The 24,869-nt window shown below is 57.4% G+C and carries 20 protein-coding genes and 1 pseudogene; 6 read left to right on the top strand and 15 right to left on the bottom strand.

Annotation, left to right across the window (positions count from 1 at the left end; all coding sequences use genetic code 11):
- Positions 1-44: 44 nt before the first annotated feature.
- From fliJ to CDH48_RS05430, 11 genes and pseudogenes are all read right to left on the bottom strand, one after another.
- Positions 45-488 carry a flagellar export protein FliJ gene (fliJ, locus tag CDH48_RS05480; protein ID WP_100687734.1) on the bottom strand — a complete coding sequence of 148 codons (444 nt, stop codon included), beginning with the start codon at positions 486-488 and terminating at the stop codon, positions 45-47.
- A complete protein-coding gene (fliI, locus tag CDH48_RS05475; RefSeq protein ID WP_100687733.1) occupies positions 488-1,924 on the bottom strand; it encodes a flagellar protein export ATPase FliI in 1,437 nt (478 codons plus the stop codon). The genes fliJ and fliI overlap by 1 nt, the downstream gene beginning before the upstream one ends.
- The gene (locus tag CDH48_RS05470) at positions 1,905-2,798 is read right to left on the bottom strand and encodes a flagellar assembly protein FliH (RefSeq protein ID WP_100687732.1); all 894 of its coding nucleotides are present in this window, start codon (positions 2,796-2,798) and stop codon (positions 1,905-1,907) included. The genes fliI and CDH48_RS05470 overlap by 20 nt, the downstream gene beginning before the upstream one ends.
- A complete protein-coding gene (gene fliG, locus CDH48_RS05465; protein WP_100687731.1) occupies positions 2,798-3,844 on the bottom strand; it encodes a flagellar motor switch protein FliG in 1,047 nt (348 codons plus the stop codon). Before fliG ends, CDH48_RS05470 begins: the two co-directional genes overlap by 1 nt.
- Positions 3,837-5,534: pseudogene (gene fliF / locus CDH48_RS19570) on the bottom strand (flagellar basal-body MS-ring/collar protein FliF). The gene fliG and the pseudogene fliF overlap by 8 nt, the downstream one beginning before the upstream one ends.
- Positions 5,535-5,549: 15 nt before the next feature.
- A complete protein-coding gene (gene fliE / locus CDH48_RS05455; protein WP_100687730.1) occupies positions 5,550-5,918 on the bottom strand; it encodes a flagellar hook-basal body complex protein FliE in 369 nt (122 codons plus the stop codon).
- A 248-nt stretch (positions 5,919-6,166) separates the two neighbouring features.
- Positions 6,167-7,624 (bottom strand): sigma-54-dependent transcriptional regulator, encoded by a 1,458-nt coding sequence (locus tag CDH48_RS05450; RefSeq protein WP_100687729.1) that lies wholly within the window; start codon positions 7,622-7,624, stop codon positions 6,167-6,169.
- A 12-nt stretch (positions 7,625-7,636) separates the two neighbouring features.
- Entirely contained in the window at positions 7,637-8,899 is a 1,263-nt protein-coding gene (locus tag CDH48_RS05445) for a sensor histidine kinase (RefSeq protein WP_100687728.1), read from the bottom strand.
- A 220-nt stretch (positions 8,900-9,119) separates the two neighbouring features.
- The gene (locus CDH48_RS05440) at positions 9,120-10,571 is read right to left on the bottom strand and encodes a sigma-54 dependent transcriptional regulator (RefSeq protein ID WP_100687727.1); all 1,452 of its coding nucleotides are present in this window, start codon (positions 10,569-10,571) and stop codon (positions 9,120-9,122) included.
- 70 nt (positions 10,572-10,641) lie between these two features.
- Entirely contained in the window at positions 10,642-10,995 is a 354-nt protein-coding gene (locus CDH48_RS05435) for an SOS cell division inhibitor (protein WP_100687726.1), read from the bottom strand.
- A gap of 73 nt (positions 10,996-11,068) precedes the next feature.
- Complete coding sequence (locus tag CDH48_RS05430; protein ID WP_100687725.1) at positions 11,069-12,427, bottom strand: DUF1329 domain-containing protein; 1,359 nt, start codon at positions 12,425-12,427, stop codon at positions 11,069-11,071.
- Positions 12,428-12,603: 176 nt separating this feature from the next.
- Here CDH48_RS05430 and CDH48_RS05425 point away from each other — a divergent pair, with 176 nt between their 5' ends.
- Positions 12,604-13,110 carry a DUF6586 family protein gene (locus CDH48_RS05425; RefSeq protein WP_100687724.1) on the top strand — a complete coding sequence of 169 codons (507 nt, stop codon included), beginning with the start codon at positions 12,604-12,606 and terminating at the stop codon, positions 13,108-13,110.
- 49 nt (positions 13,111-13,159) lie between these two features.
- Positions 13,160-13,420, top strand: coding sequence for a hypothetical protein (locus tag CDH48_RS05420; protein WP_100688084.1), 261 nt, complete (start codon positions 13,160-13,162; stop codon positions 13,418-13,420).
- A 6-nt stretch (positions 13,421-13,426) separates the two neighbouring features.
- Here the strand turns inward: CDH48_RS05420 and CDH48_RS05415 are convergent, their stop codons facing one another.
- Together CDH48_RS05415 and lexA are read right to left on the bottom strand one after the other, a co-directional pair.
- Positions 13,427-13,942, bottom strand: coding sequence for a cell division inhibitor SulA (locus CDH48_RS05415; RefSeq protein ID WP_100687723.1), 516 nt, complete (start codon positions 13,940-13,942; stop codon positions 13,427-13,429).
- 45 nt (positions 13,943-13,987) lie between these two features.
- Complete coding sequence (gene lexA, locus CDH48_RS05410) at positions 13,988-14,596, bottom strand: transcriptional repressor LexA (protein ID WP_100687722.1); 609 nt, start codon at positions 14,594-14,596, stop codon at positions 13,988-13,990.
- Between the two features lie 247 nt (positions 14,597-14,843).
- Here lexA and CDH48_RS05405 point away from each other — a divergent pair, with 247 nt between their 5' ends.
- A complete protein-coding gene (locus CDH48_RS05405) occupies positions 14,844-15,845 on the top strand; it encodes an amidoligase family protein (protein ID WP_100687721.1) in 1,002 nt (333 codons plus the stop codon).
- A complete protein-coding gene (locus CDH48_RS05400) occupies positions 15,838-16,587 on the top strand; it encodes a gamma-glutamyl-gamma-aminobutyrate hydrolase family protein (protein WP_100687720.1) in 750 nt (249 codons plus the stop codon). Before CDH48_RS05405 ends, CDH48_RS05400 begins: the two co-directional genes overlap by 8 nt.
- A gap of 25 nt (positions 16,588-16,612) precedes the next feature.
- On the opposite strand, the gene CDH48_RS05395 is transcribed toward CDH48_RS05400, so the two are convergent.
- Together CDH48_RS05395 and CDH48_RS05390 are read right to left on the bottom strand one after the other, a co-directional pair.
- Complete coding sequence (locus CDH48_RS05395; protein WP_227520960.1) at positions 16,613-20,416, bottom strand: translocation/assembly module TamB domain-containing protein; 3,804 nt, start codon at positions 20,414-20,416, stop codon at positions 16,613-16,615.
- Positions 20,380-22,113 carry an autotransporter assembly complex protein TamA gene (locus CDH48_RS05390; protein WP_100688082.1) on the bottom strand — a complete coding sequence of 578 codons (1,734 nt, stop codon included), beginning with the start codon at positions 22,111-22,113 and terminating at the stop codon, positions 20,380-20,382. The genes CDH48_RS05395 and CDH48_RS05390 overlap by 37 nt, the downstream gene beginning before the upstream one ends.
- A gap of 152 nt (positions 22,114-22,265) precedes the next feature.
- On the opposite strand from CDH48_RS05390, the gene CDH48_RS05385 reads away from it, so the two are divergent.
- Positions 22,266-23,273: a hypothetical protein gene (locus CDH48_RS05385; RefSeq protein WP_100687719.1), complete on the top strand. Its 1,008-nt coding sequence runs from the start codon at positions 22,266-22,268 to the stop codon at positions 23,271-23,273.
- Between the two features lie 61 nt (positions 23,274-23,334).
- Entirely contained in the window at positions 23,335-24,810 is a 1,476-nt protein-coding gene (locus CDH48_RS05380; RefSeq protein WP_100687718.1) for an amidase, read from the top strand.
- Positions 24,811-24,869 lie beyond the last annotated feature (59 nt).

Below are 24,869 nucleotides of genomic sequence, written 5' to 3'. Positions count from 1 at the left end.
AAGGATAGCCCAGCGCTGCGAGTTTGCATGCAGCGTGGCCTGGCTCAGCGACGACGGCGCGCAAAAGCCCGGCCTGCGGCTTCATCTGACCGTTTCTGTTCCTGAAGATCCTGTTCCCGGAGCTCCTGCTGGCGACAGGTTTCTATATATTTCTCCATACCGCGCTTGCGCTCCCAGGCTCGCTGCCATTCCTGCCGACGGGCTTCGAAAGCCGCTTCGGCCTGAGCCAGCTGCGCCTGTTGTTGCAGAATAACCTGGTCAAGCTGGGCAATGAATGCCTGCCATGCCTGCAACCGGCTCACCTGCACCACGCCGTGCTGACTGTTACGGATCTGATCCCGGTATTCCTGCTGGTAGCGGTTCAGGTTCGCCACCTGTTCGCTGTGCTGTTCCACCAGCTTGCGGGCCTTACCCATCTGTTCAAGGGCTTCCTGCTCTTTACGTTCTTCCAGAGCAAGTACAACGGCGAGGCGTTGGGAACGCAGCATCAACTGACACCTTTACCGGCATTGGCTGAGGCAACGTTGGCTGAGGTTCTGCTGACATTGGCAGAGGCAGGATCAGGCACAGCCGATTTTCTGCGCTCTGGTGAGCGGCGCTCGGGCACCACCGACAAGAGCCCTTCAATACTTTCGGACAGCGAGGCACGTTCGTTAAGACCCTGCTGCAGGAACTGGCGCATATTACCAATGTGGGTGATGGCGAAGTCGGTTTCCGGGTCGGACCCTTTTACATAGGCGCCCACACTGATCAGATCCCGGGCCTGCTGGTAGCGCGAATAAACCTGCTTGAACCGCTGGGATCGGGAGAAATGCTCGGTTTCGGTTACCTGGGGCATTACCCGGCTGATAGAGGCCTCTACGTCGATAGCGGGATAATGCCCTTCTTCTGCCAGCCGGCGCGAAAGCACAATATGGCCGTCCAGTATGGCCCTGGCAGCGTCCGCGATGGGATCCTGCTGGTCGTCACCTTCAGTGAGCACAGTATAGAACGCTGTAATGGAGCCACCCCCGGGCAGACCGTTGCCGGTACGTTCCACCAACTGCGGCAGCTTGGCGAATACAGACGGCGGGTAGCCTTTGGTAGCCGGCGGCTCACCCACGGCCAGGGCAATTTCCCGCTGGGCCTGGGCGTACCGGGTAAGTGAGTCCATCAGCAAAAGCACACGCTTGCCCTTGTCCCGATAGTATTCAGCGATCCGCGTGGTGAGCATGGCGGCGCGCAGGCGCATCAGGGGTGAGTCATCTGCCGGGGAGGCAACAACAACGGATCTCGCCAGGCCTTCCTCGCCCAGAATATCTTCAATAAACTCCTTTACTTCCCGGCCCCGCTCACCGATGAGCCCGACAACCGTAATGTCTGCATCAGTAAAGCGGGTCATCATGCCCAGCAGCATACTTTTACCCACGCCACTGCCCGCAAACAGGCCCAGGCGTTGCCCCTGGCCTACGGTCAGCAGGGAATTGATGGCCCGGATACCCACATCCATGGACTTGCGCACCGGCGCGCGGTTCAGGGGGTTAATAATATCGCCGGTCAGGGGGACTCTGGCCTCGGCCTGAAGCGGGCCTTTGCCATCAAGGGGCTCACCACTGCCATCCATCACACGGCCAAGCATCAGCGGCCCGACGGGAACACGGCTGGCTGCAGCCAGCGGCACCACCCGGGCACCTGGCCTGAGGCCTTCAATGGCCGTCAGCGGCATCAGGTAGACTCTGTCATCCTCAAAGCCCACCACTTCCGCTTCAACGGTGCCTGTGCCCTGGCCTTTGATCTCACAACGATCACCCACAACCATGGGGCAACCCACACACTCCAGAGTCAGCCCCACCATTCTGGTGAGGCGGCCCGACAGCTCCGGCTCCGGGTCTTCACGCAGATAGGTTTGATAGCGATCCAGGCGATCAGCCAGAGTGAGTGTCATCGCGCTCACCTTCAGCCGGCGTGTCTTTGCCTGCTTCTTCCCCGGGAACCTGGCCCGGCGAGCTCAGCACGTCCCGCTGGAAATTTGTCAGATCATCCATCATCGCGCCCAGTTCTTCAGCATCACCGGCTTCATTCTCGTCTGTCTGCTGCTCCAGCATGGTCTGGACAGCACGCTGAAAGCGCTTTTCAACCGTAAAATCAACGAGGCTGTTACGGGTTTCAACCCGGCAACCCCCTGGCAGAACCTTGTCATCTTCCACAACCGAGGTGGTCGCTTCGAAGCGCTCAGCCACGTCGCGTACAGCGCTGTAGTCATTCGGGTGCACGTAAATGCGGACATTCTCTGCCGTCGAAGGCAGGGCTTCCACGGCCCGGCGCACCACCTGCCGGATTTGCGAGGAATCAATGGTGAGCTCGCGGTAAACCACCGCCCGGGCGAGCACCATGGTGAGGTTCAGCAGGGAGGTCTCAAGCTCATCCTGGTGTTGCCGGATTGGCAGAAGCAATTCGCCCAACATCTTTTCAAGGCGCGCCAGGCTTGCGGATACCTCTGTGCGGGTTTGGTCATAGCCTTCCTTTCGCCCCTGCTCCCGCCCCTCGGCCAGCCCGGCCTCCAGGCCTTCTTTATGACCTTGTTCGTAGCCTTCGGCACGGCCTTCTTCTATGCCCTGCTCACGACCTTCCAGAAGGCCGTCTTCCCGCGCAGCCTGGCGAATGTCGGCCAGATCTCCCGCTGTCAGGGGTTTGACGTTGCGTTCTTCCTCGCGGGCAACCTCATTGCCGCGAGCATCCAGCAATGGGAGTTCCCACCGCTCGTAGGCAGTCAGCTCTTCTTTCGGGATTCGGCCGGGATCTCTGGAAGTATCTTTCATCACATCATTTCTTCGCCGGCACCGCCGAGCGTGATTTCTCCCGCTTCAGCCATGCGTCGGGCAATGGTGATAATGTCTTTCTGGGCCGATTCCACTTCGCTGACGCGCACCGGCCCTTTCGCTTCCAGGTCGTCCTGCAGAAGCTCAGCCGCACGCTTGGACATGTTCTTGAAAATCTTTTCCTGAACGGCATCGTCGGCACCTTTCAGGGCCACCACAAGAACTTCCGAGGACACCTCCCGCAGCAAGGCCTGAATACCCCGGTCGTCAATATCCTTGAGGTTATCGAACACAAACATGAGATCTTCAATGGTGGTGGCCAGGTCCGGATCCATGTCCTTGATCGAGTCCAGCAGAGTCCCTTCGATGCTACGATCCATAAAGTTCATGATGTCGGCAGCCCGTCTCACGCCACCGATGCGACTGGTTTGTGCCGACGCGCCTCCGGAAAACTGCTTTTCCAGTATGTCGTTCAGCTCCTGCAGCGCCTGGGGCTGGATGCTTTCCAGTGTGGCCACACGCATCATCACATCCAGGCGCACCTTCTCGTCCAGTGTTGCGAGAATTTCTGCCGCCTGATCCGGATCAAGATAGGAAATAACAATGGCCTGAATCTGCGGATGCTCATAGCGGATGATGTCACCAACCGCTCTCGGCTCCATCCATTTAAGGGTGTCCAGGCCGGTGGTGTTGCCACCGATGAGAATACGGTCGATCAGGCTGGCCGCCTTGTCGTCGCCCAGTGCCTGGGTAAGCATGGCCCGTATATAGTCATCGTTGCCCACGCCGAGACCCGTCTGACCGCCCACTGCCTCTACGAACTGATTAAGCACATAAGTGACATCGTCTTTGCTGACGTCCTTCATCTGGGCCATGGCCACACCCACGCGCTGAACCTCTTTGGGGCCCATATGCTTGAGCACTTCAGCGGCATCGGCCTCGCCCAACGACATCAGCAGGATCGCAGCCTGCTCTACCCGCGGAATTTTCCGTTGGGGTTTCCGGGGCGCATCACCGCCCGCCGCCTGTGCGGATTGATCAGTCATCAACATTCACCCATTGACGCATCACCTGGGAAACCCTGGTCGGGTCCTCGGCAATGAGCCCCTTCAGAGCATTCAGCTGCCTATCATAGCTGTCTGTAGCGCCCGGCAAAAGGAGGTCGTCCTGGGACGACATGGCCTGGCGCAAAGCATCGTTGCCATCAGCGTCGCCATAACCACCGGCACCGAACTCATCATCCCGCTCACGGCGCCCGCCACCGGACAGGCTTTTCAGCGTCGGGCGCAGCAAGCCCAGTACCAGCACCAGAATAACCAGCCCGGCCAGTATCTGCTTCATCAGGTCCCAGAACCAGGGCTGCTCCCAGAAGCCGGGGCTTTCAAATTCCACCGTTTCTTCCGGAGCAAACGCCGTATTCATGACGGTGACACTGTCGCCACGGGCAGCGGAATAGCCAACTGCGTCCCGCACCAGCATGCTCAAGCGCTGCAGCTCCTGCTCCGGCCAGGCTTCATAAGTCACTGCGCCGGTGTCCGGGTCTACCACTTTCATATCATCAACGGCAAGCGCAACGGTCACTCGCCGCACGCGCCCGAGCTCCTGCCGGGTATAGCTTACCGTACGATCCATTTCATAGTTACGGGTGGATTCCTTACGCACATTCACGGGCGCTGGCGGCGCTGCACCCTCCCCGTCACCGGTGTTTGCTTTAACCTGTTCGGGCACCGTGGCACCAGCAGGAGGCTGATTGGACAGTGCGCCGGGAACACCGCCGTTAAACCCGGCAACACGCTGTTCTGTCAGATCGCGCTCGCTACGAACTGCCTGTTGTTCCGGATTAAACAGTTCTTCTGCCTGCTCTACCGACGAGAAATCCAGATCGGCAGAGACTTCCGCCCGGTAGCGCCCTTCCCCCACAATCGGGGCAATCAGGGAAGCAACACGGCGTGTGAGGCGCTCCTCCAGCCGCGACGTGTATTCGTACTGGTCCTACATGCGCTCACCATCGCCGCGGCTTTCCTTACCGGTCAGCAAGTTACCGTTCTGATCCACCACCGTAACCTGATCCTTGTTCATCATGGGGATGCTGCCGGCGACCAGATTCACGATAGCCGCAATCTGCTCCTGTTCAGGCCGGCGACCGGCAAAGACCTCAAGAAACACTGAAGCAGAAGGATCCCGCGCATCCCTCACAAACACGGAACGCTCTGGAATGGCCAAATGAACCCTGGCACCACGGACACCGCGCATGCTGCTGATGGTACGGGCCAGTTCGCCCTCAAGACCACGGCGGTAGCTGACGGTTTCCATGAACTGGGAGGTTCCCAGGCCACGGTCTTTGTCCAGCAATTCGTAGCCCATGGTTTTCTGATCCGTTACGCCTTCGGCTGCCAGCTTCAACCGGGCGTTATAAACCTGATCGGAGGGCACCAGCAGAGCACCGGTGCGGGTATCCATTTTGTAGTCGATACCGTTGCTGTCGAGGATTGTGGTTACGTCCTGGGGATTATAGGCAGACAAATCGCCCACCACCGGCTGATAATTCGGCTCCTGAGCCCAGAGAACAACCGCGACGCCCAGTGCAACGCTGGCAGCAAGACCTACCATCAGGCCAATCTGGCGCAGAAGATTCAGTCGGTTAAATCCCAGAAACAGGTCACTGTTACTCTCGGAGCTGCCGCCACCCTGGGTTGTGGGCATATTTGCAGTGGTTTCTGCAGGAACGCTGGCCATGTCTGTGCTCCGTTATCAGATCGGCATGTTCATAATGGTTTCGTAGGCCTTGACCACGCGGTTGCGCACCTGGGTCAGGGCTTCGAAAGAGACAGAAGATTTCTCGGCGGCAATCATCACGCGGGTGATATCCACGCTGGGGTCACCCATATCGTAGGCTGTCCGTAAATCGTTGGCATTTTTCTGAACCTCGTTCACGTTATTTACAGCCTTGCTCAGCATATCACCGAAGCTTGGTGTCTCCTGAACCTGATCTACCTGGCGCGGGCCATCAATGCGACCACGCACCGATTGACCCTGCTCAATACGCAGATTCTGTTGCATTTGAGAACGCAGAGAACGGATATCGGACAGAACACTGTTGATGTCGGCACGCTGAACCATAACTTTCTCCTGACACCGCCCCGCAGGGCAGGCTTGCTGGTCTGACTGTATTGACCAGGGATAAGCAATGGTCAGGCCAGAATTTATTTCCTTTTATTTACCAACAAGTTGAGTTATTCGAAGCCATGCACCAACTCTGCAACGACGGGGTTTTGACAGGTACAAAAAAAGGCACCCGAACGAGTGCCTGCTAAAAGGAGGGGGTACATCATAGGATGGACGCGTCCATCAGGGGCGCCCGGGAAACCTCAGGCCAGGGCCAGTTCCGAATCAAGATCAATGCCGGCCTCACGCATTTGTGCCAGTTTGTACCTCAGCGTCCTGGGGCTTATACCCAGCTGCTCTGCAGCCCGGTTGCGGCGCCCACGCTCTTTCCTGAGCGTCTGAATGATAATACGGAACTCCTGCTGACGCAGATCATCCCCCAGTGATCCAGCCTCCATGGATGCCGGATCCGAGGGGCCTGCTTCCTGAGTCACAGGCGCTGCAGAAACAGGCTGCTCCTGAGGCTCCGTGAAAGGCACTTCAACAACTGGCGCCGGCATTGCCGCTGCCTGGCCCGCGAAGCGACCACTCACACCCATATCGAGACACAGGTCTGCCGCATGAATCACATTCCCCTGGTGCAGAACCAGTGAACGCTGGATTGCGTTATCCAGTTCCCGCACGTTACCGGGCCATTGGTGCTGAACCAGTGCATTGCGGGCATCGGCAGCAAAGCTGATGCCGGTCAGCTTCATCTTGCGGCAGTGCTTCTTCAGCAAAAACGTTGCCATGGGCAGTATGTCCAGCGGCCGTTCCCGAAGGGGCTGCCAGTGCATGGGAAATACGCTGAGCCGGTAGTAAAGGTCCTCCCGGAACCGCCCTTCCCGCACAAAATCCGCCAGATCCCGGTTGGTGGTGGCAATCACCCGCACATCCAGGGAAATGGTTTTTCGACCGCCCACACGCTCCACTTCCCGCTCCTGCAGCACCCGCAGCAGCTTGGATTGCAGCCCGGGATCCATCTCGGATATTTCGTCCAGCAGAATCGTGCCACCATTGGCCTGCTCGAACTTGCCGGGGGCGGATGCCACCGCGCCGGTAAAGGCGCCTTTCTCATGGCCGAAGAGAATCGCCTCAAGCATGTTTTCGGGAATAGCCGCGCAGTTAATGGCGACGAACGGCTGGTCTGCCCGGGGCGATTGCTGATGTATGTACCGTGCGAGAACTTCCTTACCGGTGCCGCTCTCCCCGGAAATCATCACTGTGGAATCACTGCCGGCCACTTTGGCTGCCAGCTGGAATATACGCTTACTGGCCGGGTCTTCCGCCACCGGCTCATCGTCGGATTTCTGACGGCTGCCGCCGACCACCTTGGTGACTGCATCAACCAGCACCTTCGGCTCAAACGGCTTCACCAGATAGTCCACGGCACCGGATTGCATGGCGGAAACCGCGTGGCTGATCTGCCCGTATGCGGTGATCAGCATCATCGGCAAACCGGGGTACAAGCGCTGTACCTCGCCCAGCAAATCATGGCCGGAGAGCCCGGGCATGTTGACATCGCTGACCACCATATCAACCGGCGCTTCAGCCAGTCGTGCCAGTGCTTCGTGGGCATCAGACGCCTCGCGTACGCGAAACTTCGCGAGCTCAAGTGTGGTTACCAGCGCCTCGCGCAGGTCGCGGTCATCCTCAACAATCAGAATCTGGGCCTTGGCCATGGTTGCCTCCGATCAGACAGTATTACGTAAAGGGTTGCGTGAAAGGTTATGCAATAACGGCAGGCGCAGAGTCGCAATGGCGCCGCCCTGGCCCGGTGATTCAATGGAAAAACGCCCCTGATGGGCCTTCACAACAGCTTGCACAACCGCCAGGCCAAGCCCGGTTCCGTGGGATTTGGTTGTATAAAACGCTTCCGCCAGCCGATTAGCCTCCGCCTTGGCGAAGCCCGGGCCGTTATCCATAACACGCACCAGCAATTCACCTGCCTCCGAGGTAACCTGGATAGCCACGGCAGTAGCACCGGCCTCAAGGCTGTTGTTCACCAGATTGGTGCAGGCTCCCACCAGCGCATCCCGGTTGCACATCAATCGGCAGTCTGCGGATAGATCATTCTTTAAAATAATTTCCGGGCCGCTTGCTGGTTTAAGCCCGTCCAATGCGGATTCCAGAGCGGAAACCAGCATTGCGGCAGACAGCTCCTCCGCCAGCCGGGTTTCGCCACGGGCAAAAATCAGCATATCCCGCACCTGCTGCTCCAGGTGGGTAAGCCGCGACATCAGCCGGGAGGTACAGCGCTGGCGCATTTCCTCATCGAGATCGTCCTGGATTAAATGACCACCGTAAAGAATGGCGGCAGACAAAGGCGTGCGAATCTGGTGTGCAAGCGAGGCCACCATTTTGCCCATGGCCGAAAGCCGCTGGGCATGGGCCAATTGTGATTGCAGGTGGCGGGTCTCGGTAAGGTCGGTCAGCAGAATCAGCTGCCCGAGCTGGTTCTCCATGGTGCGGATCTCGATACTCACCCGGCGCCCGTCCTTGAGAGACACTTCATGGCCATCGTCCCGGCGCGGCGAGAAACAGCGGCCAATCACATCCACCCAACGCTCGCCCTCAAGAGGCTCTCCCAGCAAAGCAATTGCCGCAGGGTTGCTCTGGGACACCACGCCCTGGCTGTCCAGAACCACCACCCCCGCAGGCAAAGCGTTCAGCAGGGTCGACAGCCGGTCTGCCAGCTGTTCTTTCTCTTCCAGCTCCTGCTGCCGCTGCAACGACTCCTGGCTCAACTCACCGGATAACTGGTTAACCCGGGATTCCAGTGTGCGATAGGAATCGGTAATCTGCCGTGACATCCGGTTGAACATTTCCAACGCAGAATCCACCGCCTCGTCATCCTGCTGCGGAAACAGCGCTCTCACCTTATCGTTAGCATCCGCCGCCGCATTGGCCTGAGCCCCGTGCTCCGCCGACTGAATGACAAACTGTGCCTGACTCATAATCTGACTCCCGATCAGCCCGCAAAGCCGGACTACACCCTTAGGACGATTCATTTACAAGCCACAATGCCAGCTTCGTGCCAACTAGGTTTTTTTGTTCAATATCAGTGGGTAAGGAATTAACGGAATGACAGAGTGACGGTTTTATGGCACCCTGAAAACAAGAAAACGCCAAAGGCCCTAAACCTTTGACGTCTTGCTGTCACCAACCAAAGCCTGCTCAGGACTCCTCGGATTCATCCTCCCGAAGCCCGTACTTGCGGACCTTTTCCACCAGTGTCGTTCGCCGTATCCGCAGCTTCTCCGCCGCCCGGGCAACCACGCCGCCGGCTTCATCCAGCGCCTGCTGAATCAACTGCTTCTCCAGATTCGACAGGTAATCCTTCAGGTCAATACCATTCACCGGCAACAATGCTGGCGCATCCAGCCCAACCAGGCCAGGGATGTTCGACGGCATCCCGGCGTCTTCCACCGGCCGGTTCTCATCATAATCATCCACATACCGGAACTTTTTCGGCAACTCCTGCACGCCGATCACACTGTAGGGATGCATGATAGCCAGCCGTTCCACAAGATTTGCCAACTCACGAACGTTGCCCGGCCAATCGTGCCGGCAGAGGCTCATGATCGCGGCCGAGTTCATCCGTAAGGATCCGCGTTTCTCTTTCTCCATGCGGGAAATCAGCTCATTGATCAACAGGGGTATATCTTCCACTCGCTCACGCAGTGAGGGTACCTCAATGGGGAACACATTCAGCCGGTAATACAGGTCCTCCCGAAACTCCCCGGTTTCAATCATGTCCTCAAGATTCTTGTGGGTCGCCGCAATTATGCGAACATCCGCAGAAATCGTCCGGTTGCTGCCGACACGCTCAAAGGTACGTTCCTGCAAAACCCGCAGGATTTTTACCTGCATGTTCAGGGGCATGTCGCCAATCTCGTCCAGGAACAAGGTGCCGCCCTCCGCCATCTCAAAGCGCCCGACGCGCGCAGTAATGGCTCCGGTAAAAGCGCCCTTTTCATGGCCAAAGAGCTCACTCTCCAGCAACTCTGCCGGAATAGCCCCGCAGTTTACAGGGACAAACGGCCTGTCACGGCGCGATGAATGGTAATGGAGATTTCTGGCAACAACTTCTTTACCGGTACCGGACGGCCCGGTGATCAGCACACTTACATCCTTGTCGGCTACCTGCTCCATGAGCTGACGAACCTGCTGCACCTTACGACTGGTACCAACAAGGCTACGAAAAAGCTGCAGGTTCCGCTGCTGGCCACGCTCATTGGAACGACGGAACTGATCGCAAAAGATCTGGGCCCGATAGAGCGAATCAACAAACTTGGTGTAATTCAGAGGCCATTCCATACGGGCAATGATGCGAGCGGCATCCGCCTCGGCCAACCCCTTAAGCTCAGGGTCACCCACCATGAGGAACGGAACACCCTTGACAAGCCTGCAAACCGTTTCAATGGTGCCGACAATACCCGGGTCTGTGCCGTTTACCACAGCAACAGAAATATCCGCCAGGCTTTCCTCATCACCGGATTCCAGGAGTGCCCAGGCATCTTCCCCTGTAACAACCTGCTCTTCGCCAATGAATTCCAGAATCGTCGACATATCCCGACGCCTCGATTCATCCCTACTCAGCACCAGCACCGTGTTATTTTTCGACATTCACGAGAATCTCTTCGGAAATTTGTGCGGTATTTAAGACTGTAAAACCGAAAGAGTCAATTTTATGACGCTATTTGGGACGATTTGTCGAAACATTCTGATAGGCCTTGGCGGCACTACGGTTCCGGGTCATCCCTTTCAAGGCTTGCTCGGCTTCTGCTCTGGCCTGGGTGGCACCTGCGTCCGCCGCATCCACAAACTGCCGCAGTTTTTCCAGCCTTGCGCGCACCGGTTCCGGATCCATCTGTCCGGCTTCCAATGCGGTCACCAAAGGCTTGACGGTGGGCTTTACCTGCGCATTGAGGCTGGCAAGTGCGTCCCAGTCCCGGTCGGCGAGCGCCTGGCTTAGGTCGGCTATCAATTGATCGAGGCTATCAAGAAGGGCCTGATGCTCCGATGAAGGGGGGGTACCCGGGTTGGCCACAGTGCTTCCTCCTTAACAGGCTAAAAAACGACAAGCCCGGGCGGATCACGGGCAACCCGCCCGGGCTAAAAACTCAGCGGCGCGCTGCCCGTCGTGCAGAAGAAGCCGTGAACTCGCTACCGCGAAACCCGGGATCAAAATCGTAGGCCGGGTAGTTGTTGTCCAGGCCATCAATATAATACCGCCGGGCTTTCAGATCGTACGTCATCTCCATGGTAGTCCAGAAAACCGGCTCCTGATAATAGCTTATGTTATGAGCCTCGGATACTCGCCAGAGATTGCCTGCCTCGCCGTACTCTTCCGACATGAGAATCTGCCAGCTGTCTTCGTCTACATAGAAAACACGGCGGTCGTAGATGTGCTTGATACCGGTGCGGCGGGTTGCCTCCACCACCCACACCCGGTGCAATTCATAACGTGTCAGCTCCTGGTTGATATGGCCGGCACGGATAACATCGTCCGGTCGAACCGACTGATCGTGCAACTTGTAGGCATTATAGGGTACATACAATTCCCGTTTGCCCTTCAGCTCCCAGTCATACTGGTTGGGCGCGCCGTTATACATGTCTTTCTGGTCGACCGAGCGCAGGGACGATGAGTTGGGCAGGTCCGTCTCGTAGGCAAGGTTTGGCGACCGCCTCAGGCGTCGTGAGCCCGCATCATAACGCCAGGCAAGGCGTGGCGAGCGCACCTGATCCAGGGTTTCGTGTACCAGTGTGATGGTACCGGCAAGATTTGAAGGTGAAATCGTATCGGTCTTGAGGTAGAAAATCTTGTTATCAATATCAGCCAGTTCCGTGCCTTTCTTGCTGTACGGAAAATAATAATCGTACTGATTCACTACCGGGTTGTACGAACCGTCAACCTGGGGTGTCGCTGAAGCACTGCGGAATGATACCTCTTCACCACGGTAACGCAGAATATGATTCCACATGACCTCCAGGCCGTTTTTGGGAATTGGAAAAGGGCTGGTCATGATGGTATTGCGAACCCCGTTTCCATTGTCCAGAACCTCTGCGCTCAGCGCATTTTCATAGAACTTCTCATACACATGTTCCGGAAATGCAGCCGTACGCCGGGTTTTGTAAACCGGCATGAAGAAATCCGGTTTGTACTGTTCAAGCATCCGCAGCGAGCCTTCGGAGAGCCTGTCCTTATACAGGTGCATATTGTCGGCAGTGATGACAAACAACGTTTTGTCTTCGGGGAACGGGTCCACTTCAACCTGGCCGTCGCGCCAGTTGGCCGGGGCTTCCCGAAGCCCTCCGGTCCATTCCGGAATACTGCCAGAGGCATTGCCACTGCGCTCGGCCCCGACTGGCGTCAGTTCCTGTTTGAGCCGCTCTGCTTCCGTTACTGATACGCCTGACAATACATGCCCGGAAAACCCGAACGAAAGCACCGCAATACATGCAACAAACTGGCTCCGCATTCCCAAACCCCTCCAGACAATTCAAAAAACCGAAACAGGGGCGCTTTTTGCCAAATTCAAACAATCGTTTCAAGTGAATGTTTGTGTTTAATTGTCACTCAGCACAAAGACCGAAGGGGTAAAGAAATCTGCCGGCCAGAATGGTAAGATAGGAAAATATTTCAGGCGGACGGTCTATGGCATCGCAATGGTATTCGCTGGTTTCGCAAAAGCTGTCTCTTGCGAGAACCCTGCTTGACACCTCCGAGCAGTTGACTGCCGCGGAAAACCCGGCCCGGGCCCCGGTGCAGACACTGCAACATGAGGCTGCGATTCAGGGCTCGATAGAACTTCTTATTAGAGCCAGGCAGCTGTTGTTCATGATGATCGCAACACTGCACCAGAAACCGCAGGCCGGTTTGTTGACACTGGAGCAACTGGCCCGGCGAGTCGGTGATCAGGCTGCTGAAATCGAGATGCTTAAATCGCTCCAGGAGGACAGCGGCAGCTGGTTGTGTCACCTGAGCCAGCTTGAAGCCACCCAGAGCAGGCCGCCTGCACTGCGGAAAACGGTCTCTGCTGAAAACATTATTGCAATATCGGCAGAAGCCGGGCCGGATCGCTCAGCCCAGTCACTCAGAACAACCCTGAAAGCCATGAAACAGTTTGTCGACCATCTGGAAGATCAACATGGTGAGTGGTAACGCCACGGCACCGCAGCTTTCGGTTTTTAACATTGGAAAGGTTATTGAAATGTCACCATCTTTTTTTGAAATTGTACAGCTCAGCAACGGCGATTACGCCTTGCAGCGCATCGACGACGACAGCGCGCCACTGGTCAGAATTTCTTTTTCGAATGAAGCTCGCGAAATGATGGACAATCGGGATATGTCCGTGGCCAAAGCCATGATTGCCGCCGGAATAGAGGCCGCGGGCAGTGTTGCTCACGATGTTGACTGGGATGACGACGAGCTGGACGCATCTGACGCACAGCCCGCTTATACCCTTCACTGAAAACCCTCAGCGCTGCCTGAGCACAACGCCGTGGCTGTTCCCCTGTGCTGCCGCCTCCTGCAGTGAACCAAAAGCGGTTCTGCTCAGCTTTCCCGTCCACATAACCACTGCGTGGCAGGTACCGGCACTCAGGGCTCTTTCTGCAAGTTGCCGGGCCGGGTATTCTGCGGTGGAACGCAAAACCAGTATCTCACCGGCAACAATCCCGTGCATTTTTTGCCATTTGCTGACCAGCGCCTGGGGCGGGTCAATCCATGCAAGCCAGCGCTTTTCCTGGTTGAGTTGCGTCAGCATAGGCAACAGTAGCTGAAAGTTTTCCACCTGCCCTTCCGGCAGGATGATTTCTGTCACGTTGCCCGTGCTACCCGTTGAGGTGGCGCCGGCTGGATTCGGGTTTGCGTTCTCGGGTCTGTACCTGGTGCGAATAACTGTGCGCTGCTTCCGGGCTGTGTAATCAGGCACTGGAAATGGTGAGGCACCCTGTTGCCAAGCCATATTCTGGTTGAAGCTAAGTTGTTCCATAAATCACCCGTTTTTCAATGCGTCTGTGGTTTATACCAGCCCGGCCTAGTGCAGATCTGAGCGCCGAATAACGCCGACACCCAGCCCTTCGATAAACAGTTCCTGCTCTTTCAGGTCGACCTCAATCGGTGCAAACTCTTCGTTTTCGGCAATCAGATACACCTTCGATCCTTCTTTCCGGAAGCGCTTCACCGTCACTTCATCACCTACCCTGGCCACAACAATCTGCCCGTTGTGAACATCCTGGGTGCTGTGTACCGCAAGCAGGTCGCCATCCAGAATGCCAATATCCTTCATGCTCATGCCCCTGACACGGAGCAGGTAATCTGCAGAAGGCGAGAAAAATTCCGGCTTCAGGGTGCAGTAATCCTCCACATGCTCCTGGGCCAGAATAGGGCTGCCTGCTGCTACCTGACCAATCACCGGCAGGCCGGGATCCTCTGCAACTTCTGGCAGGCGAATACCGCGGCTGGCACCGGGAACCATTTCAATGGCGCCTTTACGTGCCAAAGCCCGCAGGTGCTCTTCGGCGGCATTTGCCGAGCGGAAACCCAGCTCCGCGGCGATTTCTGCACGCGTTGGCGGATACCCGGTCTCATCCACGGATCGACGAATGATTTCCAATACCTGGGTCTGTCTTGCTGTCAGCTTCATTGTTTCGCCGCTCCCGTTTGAATCTACCGCATTCGGTTATGCCGCTTGCCCGGCCTGTTATCCGGCAGACAGGCAATCCTGTTTTTTTGGCAATCCTGTTTTTTTGTACAGTGGTTTGACTATATACAGTGTTTTATCCAGTGTAAAGTACGTTGGCCGGTTTTCTTCCGGACCCTTAACAACGGCTGCCTGGTGAGTGTGATATGGTTCGGGAACGTTACCTTCATTTCCATTAACAGTGAGTCTTATGAGCCAAGTCAGCCCCTGTAAGTTGCCCGACATACGCAACACAAGTGACGGAAACGAACGCCGGGTAGGCGTGGAAATTGAGTTATCCGGGCTCGGCTACGCGCAACTGGTTGGGCTGGTGGCGGAGTTACTGGATGGCGAAGCGGTGCAGGAGTCCCGCTATGTGAGCAAAGTTGAAACCCCCCAGGGGCCCTTTGTGATCGAGCTGGATTCAGACCCCATCAAGGACCTGGACCTTGCAGATGAGCGTTTACCCCAGTCTATCCGTGATCTTGGGGGCCAGGCTATGGAGGTTATAGATGCCGCTGCCGAGCGTATTGTGCCGCTGGAGATTATCACCCCCCCCATCCCCTTCTCCGGGTTACATCGCATTGAGACGCTGACTGACCGGTTGCGCGAAGCCGGTGCCCTGGGCAGCCGGGAAGCAATCTATTTCGCCTTTGGCTTGCAGCTCAATCCGGAGCTGCCTGACCTCAAACCGGCAACGCTGATCCGTTACTTTCAGGCGTTCGCCGCGCTCTATGACTGGCTCAAAGCGCGCCACCAGCTGGATATCAGCCGAAAACTCACCACGTATATTGAGCCCTGGAGCAGTCGATACACGGATTTGCTGATGGCCGACGATTATGCCCCGGATCAGCATCAACTGATGGTGGACTATCTGGATACCAACCCCACCCGCAACCGTGCTCTGGATCTGTTGCCACTGTTTGCGCACCTGGACAAGCCCCTGCTTGACCGGTATGTGGAGGACCCGCGCATCAAAAGCCGGCCCACCCTGCATTACCGGCTGCCGGACTGCGACATCGACAACCCGGCATGGCGCTTCTCCTGTGTATGGAATGACTGGGTTGTGGTTGAGCAGCTGGCAAACCGTGCAGATGACCTGGCGGAATTGCGTGACTTATTCCGGAAAAGCCGAAAAATCAGCCTGCGCAATCTGACCCGTAGCTGGCTGGAAACATCCGAAAACTGGCTGCAAAGCAAAGGCTATGTCTGAACAGCACTACCCGGAAGACAATCTGCCCGGCCTGACCATCGGCATCAGTGGCCCTGCCCGTAAGCGCATTGCGCAACGGCTGATCAGCCTCGGGTTGCGACTGCAAGGTGCGCGGCCCTACTACATCCGCCCCGGTGCCCGTGTGGATGTGTCAATGCTGGACGGGCTGGTCTTGTCGGGCGGCACCCATGTGCATCCGCACCGTTTCGGGCAGGAGCCTCAGGTCAGTGCCCGTTATGACAGTGCCCGGGACACCACAGATCAGTTGCTGCTGCAACAGGCCGAAGCCATCGGAATTCCGGTTCTGGGGATTTGCCGGGGCGCACAGTTCATTAACGTCTTCCGCGGTGGTTCCCTGTGCCAGAATGTTACGCCATTGCGGGTAAACACCCGGCACCGCCCGCTTTTACTGCCATTACAAACCGTCCGCGTGGTTTCCGGTAGCCTGCTGAGCCAGGTTATGCGGGCACCGGTAATCGGGGCCAACCGGATACACAGCCAGGCAATCAAGGAGCTGGGCAAAAACCTGAGGGTGGTGGCGGTAGATAACGACCTGTTTGTCCAGGCCTTCGAAAATACCCGTGGCCAATGGCTGATGGGGCTCCAATGGCACCCCGAATACCTGCTTTATCATAGCGGACACCGGCGTATCTTTGGCGAATTTGTCAAGGCTGCCCTGGCCTTCAAACTGACGCGACTGGAGCCCGAGACCGCCAGGCCACCCGACGATCCACGCCGGTAAGCCCTTATTGCGAGCCAGACTGGTATCAGAAGTCGCGGGTATAGAAAATATCCAGAGAAGCTGCCAGGCCGCTGGCAGCTTCCAGATAGAAGTACTTGCCCAGATCATAGCGAAGCGCCACAGTACTGATAGGCTCGAATATCCCGACGCCATAGCGGATACTGAGGTCATCCGTCAGATAACCACTGGCAACCACCGAGGTCTGGTCGCCACTGCCCTCGGCTTCCAGGGTAAGTTCGCGAATCCCAAAGCCCTCCCCGATCTGCCCGGTCACCTTATTCACCTGGGTCAGCCCCAGTGATATGGCAGCGCGGCTCATCTGGCCGTCATCACTCTGGCCCCGGGGCGCCCGGCCCAGGATTACGTAGGATAAAGCGTCTGCCTGGGGCATATCGGGGCTTGAAAAAACTTCGGTGGTGGGTGACTGAACCGGCCCGCTCAGACGAATCCCCGCCACAACCGTATCCACCTGCCGGACTGCTTCAATATCCAGATAGGGCTGCACCAGGCTGCCAACGAACAGCAACCGCGCGCGCCGTAATTCAAGCTCCTGGCCGTAGGCCTCGTACTGGCCATTCACCAACTGCAGAGTGCCGCGGGTGTCCATGTCGTTGCCAATCCGCAAGGATCCTTCCAGATCACCGGTAACACCAAAAGCCACAAAGCTGACACGGTCTTCACCCACGACCACAGTGACATCCATATCCAGGCTCCGGATCAGCGGCTCTTCCTGTTCTACCCCGATAATCACCTCATCCTCGGATACTGATACCGCCTGCTCCGGCAAGCCCTCAATTTCTATATCACCCCGGGGAACTTCAATTCTGCCTTCCACACTCAGCGCACCTTCCCGAAAGGCAATGGTCAGGTCCGGTGCCACTTCAAGATGCGCATAGGGCTCGAGGCTGAAGGGCAACCTTTCACCGGTAATACGAACCTCGCCACCGGGCGCATCCTGCCAGTCCACCTCACCCCGAATGATGGCTTCGCTACGGGCATTGCTTTTGATCCGACCGCGAATGTCCGCAGAATAGCCATTGAGTTCCAGGCCCACCACCACTTCCTCCATGGGCAGGGGCAACCGGGGATCCACCACCCGCCCGTTGGTAAGCGCCACTTCACCCCGCACCGCAGGTTTCATCAAAGGCCCGCTGATTGTACCCTGCCCGTTGACTTCACCGGCGACTTCTTCCAGCCCGGTAAACAGACCGGCCAGGGCAATATCGAGGCCTTCCAGTGTAAATTCACCGTCCACCGGTCGCCCCTCAGCCATGGGGTCCAGGTTCATATTCACAGAGAGCTTTCCAAGCTGGGGGCCGGACAATTGCACCGCAAGATCCGCCACTTCAGGCTTCAGGTCCAGCTCCGCACGCAGGGTCTCGTAACCCAGGGTCTCCCACTCGCCGTCCAGCAGAAGTTCAAAGCGGCCCGTGCCGGCATCAAGCATTATGCGGCCATCCGGCCCCTTGTCAGTGGAGGTAAAATCAACTTCGCCATTAATGCGGGAATCCCATCGCAGGGTTTCCGGCAAAACCGGTGCCAGAGCCGCAGCGGGAAAGTTTTCGATACGGTAGGCAATACTGGGCACGGGCAGCAGTGTCTGTTCGTCGGCGCAAACCGAGCTTTGCTGCCAGTGCCAGCAGTGTGCCGCAAAGCTGAGCTTGCCGGTTTCGTCATAGGTGAGCCCGGTAACCCGGTCCAGCACCCAGCTTTGGTCTTGCCCGGGCACATCAATTACCCCGCGAGCCAGCGCCCCCTTCCAACTGGCCCAGGCCTCGCCCGCTGCACCCCGGAAATCCAGCTGTATCCGTGCGTCTTCGTGGCGCGCATCCATGGCAATCAGGTGCTCATCCTTGGTGCCCCGGGCGCTGATCACAAGCGATTCAATCGTCTGCCCGGCAACGCTGATGCCTTTGTTTCGCAGCTCACTGTCAAGGCGGAAACCGGAGGTCAGCCGGGCATCCAGACCAAGCGAGTCCACAACCAGCAAATCCTGCCAGCGCAGTTCAGTGGCATTGGCGGTCAGTTCCCCGCGCGGGTCATCAGGTGTTCCGGCAAGCTTCAGCCGGAGTTCTGCTTTGCCTCCGAGGCCCGGCAGAATCTTCTCGGGGGCAGGCAGTTCAAGGTGTAAATCAGCCTTCAGCTCCTTGCCCCACTGGCCACTACCTTGGAGCCGGTTATCGCCCACCACCACTTGCAACTCCGGCACAACCCAGTCACCGGTTGCGGTATCCATCCGGCCCGAGATGACCGTTGGGCTGGATCGCCATCGCCCCTCAAGATTCCAGCTGGCGGTCATGGCCGGAACCGGCCCGTCGGTGAGTTTCCCCTGGGTAGCGACGCTACCACTGAGACTCGCCTCCAGAACCGGCACCCAATAGCCGGGGTTGAAACCCTCAAGTTCCAGAGCCGCCTGCCAGCTTACAGGCCCCGAGAAATTCACCGTGCCATCTCCGGAAAGCAATCCGGCACCGGTTTTCGCAGAGAGCTCGGTCAAACGCACTTCGCTGGTGTCACCTTCGATTGTCGTCGCCACTTGTGCGCTGCCCTGGGGGCCGTCAACTTCCGCACTGAGAGTCGCCTGATAACGCCCATTGCGCCAGGAGGCATCGCCATCCAGTGTATGCAATGCAACCGGAGGTTCATCCAGCCCGGGAACCAGCGAGTACCAGGGGAACTGTCGCAGCTGTATCTTCGCTTCGGCGCTGAGACCGCCCTGCCATTGCGTGCCCCCGGTAACGATCAGATTTTCAGGTGCACTGTCAGCGTTGTTTCTTGTGGAAAGCTCCAGCCGGATATTCCGGGCTTCAGCGGTGGTTACAAGGCCTGAAAGTGCAAGACTGACCGGCCCTTCGGTGCCGGGAAGTGTGGCCTGCCCCTGTGTTTTGAATCCGTTCTGCAGGCTGCCTGCGGCTTCCACAAACCAGTTTTCCAGCACCAGGGTTTCCGGCAGGGCTTCAGTAGCCCGGAATGTTTCCGAGGTCAGCTTCAGGCGTGCGGGCAGGTCCGATGCCAGCGGCTGCACCTTGCCTTCCAGTGCCGCCTCGAGATAACCGCGGCTCTGCCCCGCAAGAGCCAGATTCCGCACGCTGCCGGAGAGGGTCAGGTCTATACTCCAGCTATCGCCGTAGGGTGGCGGCAGAGAAGCGTTCAGTTCAAGATTGACCGGCCAGTCCCGACGGGTTTCCACGCGGCCGGATGCCACCAGGGTATAATCATCGAGCTGGTAATAAACCCGCTCCAGCTTCCAGTCGGCTCCCGAGCCGGTGGCATCCAGCTCAAACCTGTCCCATACCTTGCTGCCATTGAAGGTGAACCTGCCCAGCCGCACATCATTTACACGCAGCCCCAGCGGTAGCTCTATGCCCGGCAGGCTGATACCCCCCGGCGCACCCTGTCCCTCGGCAGAAGGCTGGATATTGACCCTGATCTGCTGCAGATGCAGGGTATCCAGGCACAGTTGCAGGTCAAACAAACAGGAGGGAGACCAGTCAACAAGGGGCGATTCCACCGCCACCTCAACCCCGTAACCACGCCACTGAAGGCGGTCCGCCTGCCAGGTTCCGAACAGCGAGCCCTGGTCATTCACCGCTTCAAGCCCGGGTATCTGGTCGATAACCCAGGCTGTGCCTGTCTCCGAGCGCAATGCCAGCAAAACCGCAGACACCAGAACAACCGGCAGCAGAACCAGCAGGCCGAGAAACAGCAGAATCCAGAACCTCAGGCGACCGGTTTTCCGGGCCTGAGGTTGCTCTGGATTTCCTGTATTTTCACCGCCATTGCGCGCGTCTGTCACAGCTCCGGCCCCATTGAAAAGTGAATCCGCCACTCGCCGCCAAATTCCGGGTTCAGGCCCTTGGCAATATCCAGGCGGAGCGGCCCCAGCGGGCTGATCCAGCGAATACCCACACCGGCTCCGGTCGCCAGGGGGTCAAACAGGTCATTAATGGCATTACCATGGTCAACAAACAGAGCTGCACGCCATTTTTCAGCAAATTGATACTGGTATTCCGCACTGCCTACCAGCGTGTAACGTCCGCCAACCGGAACCCCATTATCATTCTCCGGTGACAGGGTCTGATAGCCATAGCCACGCACACTCTGGTCGCCACCTGCAAAGAAACGCAGCGAAGGGGGGACATCTTCAAACCGGTTGGTCGCTACGCCGCCGAACTGTAAACGGGACAAAAAGCGGTGCTTTCCGGCGAGCGTAAACAGGCCTTTGGCAATGGCGTTGACGTGCAGGATATCGACTTTGGAAAGCACGGCCCGGTGCGCGCCGCTTACATCCAGCTGCAGCCTGTACCCGCGGGAAGGGTCCAGCGGCGAGTCTGCGTGAAGCTTGGAATAACCCACGCCCGGCAGAAGCAGTGAGCTTGTTCCGGTCTCATCATTTCCGATATTGAACCGCTCCCCTTCCCAGCGTATGGACAATACCTGTAGCCAGCCATTGTCCAACTGGTGTTGCCACTGCTGCCCGAGTGTCAGCAGTTCAGACTCCACATTTTCAATGTCCTCCCGCTGATAGCCCGTTGTAAACCGGATCAGATCTGTCATGGGGGGATCCAGCGGCAGTTCATACCAGCCACTGATGTTCTGCCGGGGCCCGGAAATCTCGGTTTCTGCCCCGCGTCTGTGGCCCATGGGGTTGACCCAGTGCTCACGCCAGGTGCCACGGAACCGCGGCCCCACGTCCGTGGAAAAACCGAGGCCAGTGGCCAATGAGCGGCGCTCACGCCGGGTCAGGGCTATGCGTACGGGAATGACACCGTTTTCAGCACTTGAGGGCACAGCATCAATGTCCACGCCGGAAAAATAACCGCTGCCCAGCAAATCGTTGTTGAGTTTGGCTATTTCGTCTGCGTGATAGGGAATGCCCGGTTCGAATGTCACGAAATCGTGGAGCAGATCGCGCTCGAACCAGTGCCCTTCCTCAAACGTGACTTCTCCCAGCCGGTACCGGTCGCCGCTCTCAAACACCAATATAATATCAGCCGTCAGCGCTTCCGGATCAACTTTGAGGGTGCGGGTAACGAAGCGCCCGTCAAAGTAACCCCTGCGCCGGGCCCGGGTCTGAAGAGTGTTACGCAGGCTGGTATATTCGCCATGATTCAGAATATCGCCTTCGGCGGGACGCTTGGGCAGATTATCCGTAAAACGCGAATCCGACGCCGCAGCGCCACGGATTTCAACTACCCGGGATTTGATTCGCACCGGATCACCAGGCGTAATATCAAGAATAAGCCGGGCGGGTTTTTCCGGATCATCTTCCTTAACCTGCCAGTCCACAACCGGGCTGTAGTAGCCAAGCGCGCGCAATGCCTTGCTGGCCTGGTTGACCGCAGTTGCTGCGTAACGGCGCAGGTTATTGGCGCTCCTGCCCTCCACCTCGCCAACAAACGCTTCCGCGTTTTCCTGCAGCCCGGGGTAGTCACCCTTTACGCGAACCTCAACCTGCTGCGCAAACGCCGGGGGTAGCCATAGCGAAAGCAGCAGGCTCAGCAGCCAGATCCGGCCCGGTTTCATAATATGATCAAGTGATAGCATCCGGCTGTTTCAGTGTTGGTCGTGATGGGAATAATGAAGGCGCTCGCGACAAGTCGCCGGCCCGGGTCAAATACGCTAACCTGTCGGAAAACTTCAAGCATTATTACACCATAGAGCACGGGCACCAGTGAATGCTGAAAATAAACCGCGACAACCTGAAATCCAGCCACCAGCTTACATGGTTTATTATCGACTTTCTTATGCTGGGCCTGCTCATCATCAACCTTGCCTTCATCATCTGGGATTCCATCTATAACTTTATTGCCATCCAGAACGCCCTGAAAGAAAGTCTTCCAGCCCTCCAGGCGGCCTACCATCCGATACATGAAAACTTCATTTTCTACGATGTCATGTTTGTGACTGTTTTCCTGACCGAATTTTTTGTGCGCTGGGGCTATGCAATCAGGGCCAATGTGTACGACCGCTGGTACTTTTACCCTTTTATCCACTGGTATGATCTGGTTGGCTGCATACCCATAGGAAGCTTGCGGTTTCTGCGGATTCTGCGGGTTATTTCCATTATGTATCGCCTGCACCAGTACAAGATCATTGATATTACCGATACCGGAATCTACCGCTTCCTCAATTTCTACTACGAAGCGTTCATGGAAGAACTGTCGGATCGAATCGTGGCGAAAGTACTCAGCGGTGTTCAGCACGAGATAAAACTTGGCTCTCCGCTGTTTGAGAAAATCCAGCACGATATCCTGTACCCGCGGCGGGAGATGCTGTCCGACTGGATCTCGCAACGGGTGGCAGAAGCAGCCAAGGAAGGCTATGTACCCAATCGCGCGGCACTGAAAGGGTATCTTGAGGACAGGGTTGATCATGCACTGAAACAGAACCAGGAGCTGTCGAGACTGAAATACCTGCCTGTTGTGGGGTCAACCATTCAGCAAACCCTCGAGAATGCGGTGGGCGACATTGTGGCAAATGTGATTCAGCAGATTCTGGAAGATCTGGCCTCTTCATCGAACCACGCCTTTATAGAGGACATAGTAAATGTCTTTATTCGGGGGCCAGACAAGCCCGACAGCACAGAGGCGAGGAACGAAGCACTGATCGCGCTGATTATAGAAATAATCGACGCTATAAAAGGCCAGGTGAAAGTAAAGCGCTGGCGGGAGCAGCTTCCCTGAGGGCATTGTCCAACCCCGGCATTGGCCAGATACAACAAGAATCAAACCACAGAGATGCACAATGGAAGAACTGCACTACCAACCAGCCCATGCGCTGCTGAAGCAACTGCAAGCGGGCACTCTCACAAGTGAAGAACTGGTTACCGGCCTGCTCGCACGGATCCGCGAGCACAACCCGAAAATAAACGCCGTAGTTACGCTGGACGAATCCCGGGCACTGGAGCAGGCCCGCCAGGCCGACCGGGAGCGCACTTCCGGCCTGCAAACCGGCCCCTTGCACGGCCTGCCCCTGACTCTGAAAGACACCTGGGAAGTGGCCGGAATGACCTGCACTGCCGGAGCCAGTGCGCTCAGTGACCACAAACCCGAGCGCCATGCAGACGTGGTGCAGCGCCTTGAAGACGCTGGCGCCATTATCCTGGGCAAAACCAACGTACCGGTGTATGCCACCGACCTGCAAAGCTATAACAAACTGTTTGGCGTAACCAACAACCCCCATAATCCGGATCACACTCCGGGTGGCTCATCCGGAGGCGCAGCAGCGGCGCTCGCGGCAGGCATGACACCGCTGGAGGTAGGCAGTGATCTGGCCGGCTCCATTCGTATTCCCGCGCATTTCTGCGGGGTATTCGGGCACAAACCATCACGAACGCTGGTGTCCTTTCGCGGGCACATCCCTGGCCCCCCCGGCACCCAATCGCAACCGGATCTGGCGGAAGGCGGCCCCCTGGCCCGCAGCGCGAAAGATCTGGAGCTTTTGTTAAAGGTTATTGCCGGGCCCAGGCCGGTTGATAGCCGATGCTGGCAACTGGACATGGCACCCTCACGCCTGGACACCCTGAAACAGGCGCGAGTCGGGCTATGGCTGGAAGACCCTCTGTGCCCGGTGGAAAAAGAGCTGACCGACGGTTATCGGGAACTGGGCAAACAACTTGCCGATCAGGGCGCTCTTGTCGCCAATGCCAGCCACCCACTTTTAAGCCTTGAACACACGCTGCCTGTTTACTTCAACTTGCTGGGTAGCCTGCTGAGCACATCCCTCAGGCCGGCCCAGAGGCGCCAGCTGAAATGGATTGCCAGGCTGGAAAAATGGCTCGCCTTCTTTGGCCCCATGACGCCCTTTATCGGCGAGTACGGGCGCGGCGCCAATCAGCCGGCTTATCTGTGGATGGCCATGAGCGAAGCGCGAGAGAAAATGCGGGCCGAAATAGAAACCCTGTTCCAGGATGTGGACGTACTGCTGACGCCCATAACGCCCACAGCCGCAATCCGGCACGACCATTCGCACCCCGTGTTCAAGCGTCGCATTATGGTAGCCGGGCAACCCCGTGCCTACATGGATCAGTTCTGCTGGATTGCCTTGGCCACGCTGCTTGGTTTACCGGCCACCTCCGTGCCCGTCGGGCGGACCCGGGAAGGCCTTCCGTTCAACGTGCAGGTCATCGGAGCACCGGGAATGGACCTGACCACCATTGGTTTTGCGCGCTTGCTGGAAGATGCCGGCCTCGCTGGCTTTCAGGTTCCGACCGGATTCTGAGGTAACAAAAAAATCCCGGTAATGGCTATCATTCTCATTGCAATCCTTAAACATTCATC

Origin of the sequence: Marinobacter aromaticivorans (genome assembly GCF_002806975.1) — a bacterium.
GTDB classification, from domain to species: Bacteria; Pseudomonadota; Gammaproteobacteria; order Pseudomonadales; family Oleiphilaceae; genus Marinobacter; species Marinobacter aromaticivorans.
This window is presented reverse-complemented; position numbering and strand designations above follow the sequence as displayed.

Excerpts from the sequence above, each read along its gene's own strand:
- fliJ (WP_100687734.1), bottom strand. The coding sequence starts at position 488 with ATGCTGCGTTCCCAACGCCTCGCCGTTGTACTTGCTCTGGAAGAACGT.
- fliI (WP_100687733.1), bottom strand. The coding sequence starts at position 1,924 with ATGACACTCACTCTGGCTGATCGCCTGGATCGCTATCAAACCTATCTG.
- CDH48_RS05470 (WP_100687732.1), bottom strand. The coding sequence starts at position 2,798 with ATGAAAGATACTTCCAGAGATCCCGGCCGAATCCCGAAAGAAGAGCTG.
- fliG (WP_100687731.1), bottom strand. The coding sequence starts at position 3,844 with ATGACTGATCAATCCGCACAGGCGGCGGGCGGTGATGCGCCCCGGAAA.
- fliE (WP_100687730.1), bottom strand. The coding sequence starts at position 5,918 with ATGGTTCAGCGTGCCGACATCAACAGTGTTCTGTCCGATATCCGTTCT.
- CDH48_RS05450 (WP_100687729.1), bottom strand. The coding sequence starts at position 7,624 with ATGGCCAAGGCCCAGATTCTGATTGTTGAGGATGACCGCGACCTGCGC.
- CDH48_RS05445 (WP_100687728.1), bottom strand. The coding sequence starts at position 8,899 with ATGAGTCAGGCACAGTTTGTCATTCAGTCGGCGGAGCACGGGGCTCAG.
- CDH48_RS05440 (WP_100687727.1), bottom strand. The coding sequence starts at position 10,571 with ATGTCGAAAAATAACACGGTGCTGGTGCTGAGTAGGGATGAATCGAGG.
- CDH48_RS05430 (WP_100687725.1), bottom strand. The coding sequence starts at position 12,427 with ATGCGGAGCCAGTTTGTTGCATGTATTGCGGTGCTTTCGTTCGGGTTT.
- CDH48_RS05425 (WP_100687724.1), top strand. The coding sequence starts at position 12,604 with ATGGCATCGCAATGGTATTCGCTGGTTTCGCAAAAGCTGTCTCTTGCG.
- CDH48_RS05420 (WP_100688084.1), top strand. The coding sequence starts at position 13,160 with ATGTCACCATCTTTTTTTGAAATTGTACAGCTCAGCAACGGCGATTAC.
- CDH48_RS05415 (WP_100687723.1), bottom strand. The coding sequence starts at position 13,942 with ATGGAACAACTTAGCTTCAACCAGAATATGGCTTGGCAACAGGGTGCC.
- lexA (WP_100687722.1), bottom strand. The coding sequence starts at position 14,596 with ATGAAGCTGACAGCAAGACAGACCCAGGTATTGGAAATCATTCGTCGA.
- CDH48_RS05405 (WP_100687721.1), top strand. The coding sequence starts at position 14,844 with ATGAGCCAAGTCAGCCCCTGTAAGTTGCCCGACATACGCAACACAAGT.
- CDH48_RS05400 (WP_100687720.1), top strand. The coding sequence starts at position 15,838 with ATGTCTGAACAGCACTACCCGGAAGACAATCTGCCCGGCCTGACCATC.
- CDH48_RS05390 (WP_100688082.1), bottom strand. The coding sequence starts at position 22,113 with ATGAAACCGGGCCGGATCTGGCTGCTGAGCCTGCTGCTTTCGCTATGG.
- CDH48_RS05385 (WP_100687719.1), top strand. The coding sequence starts at position 22,266 with ATGCTGAAAATAAACCGCGACAACCTGAAATCCAGCCACCAGCTTACA.
- CDH48_RS05380 (WP_100687718.1), top strand. The coding sequence starts at position 23,335 with ATGGAAGAACTGCACTACCAACCAGCCCATGCGCTGCTGAAGCAACTG.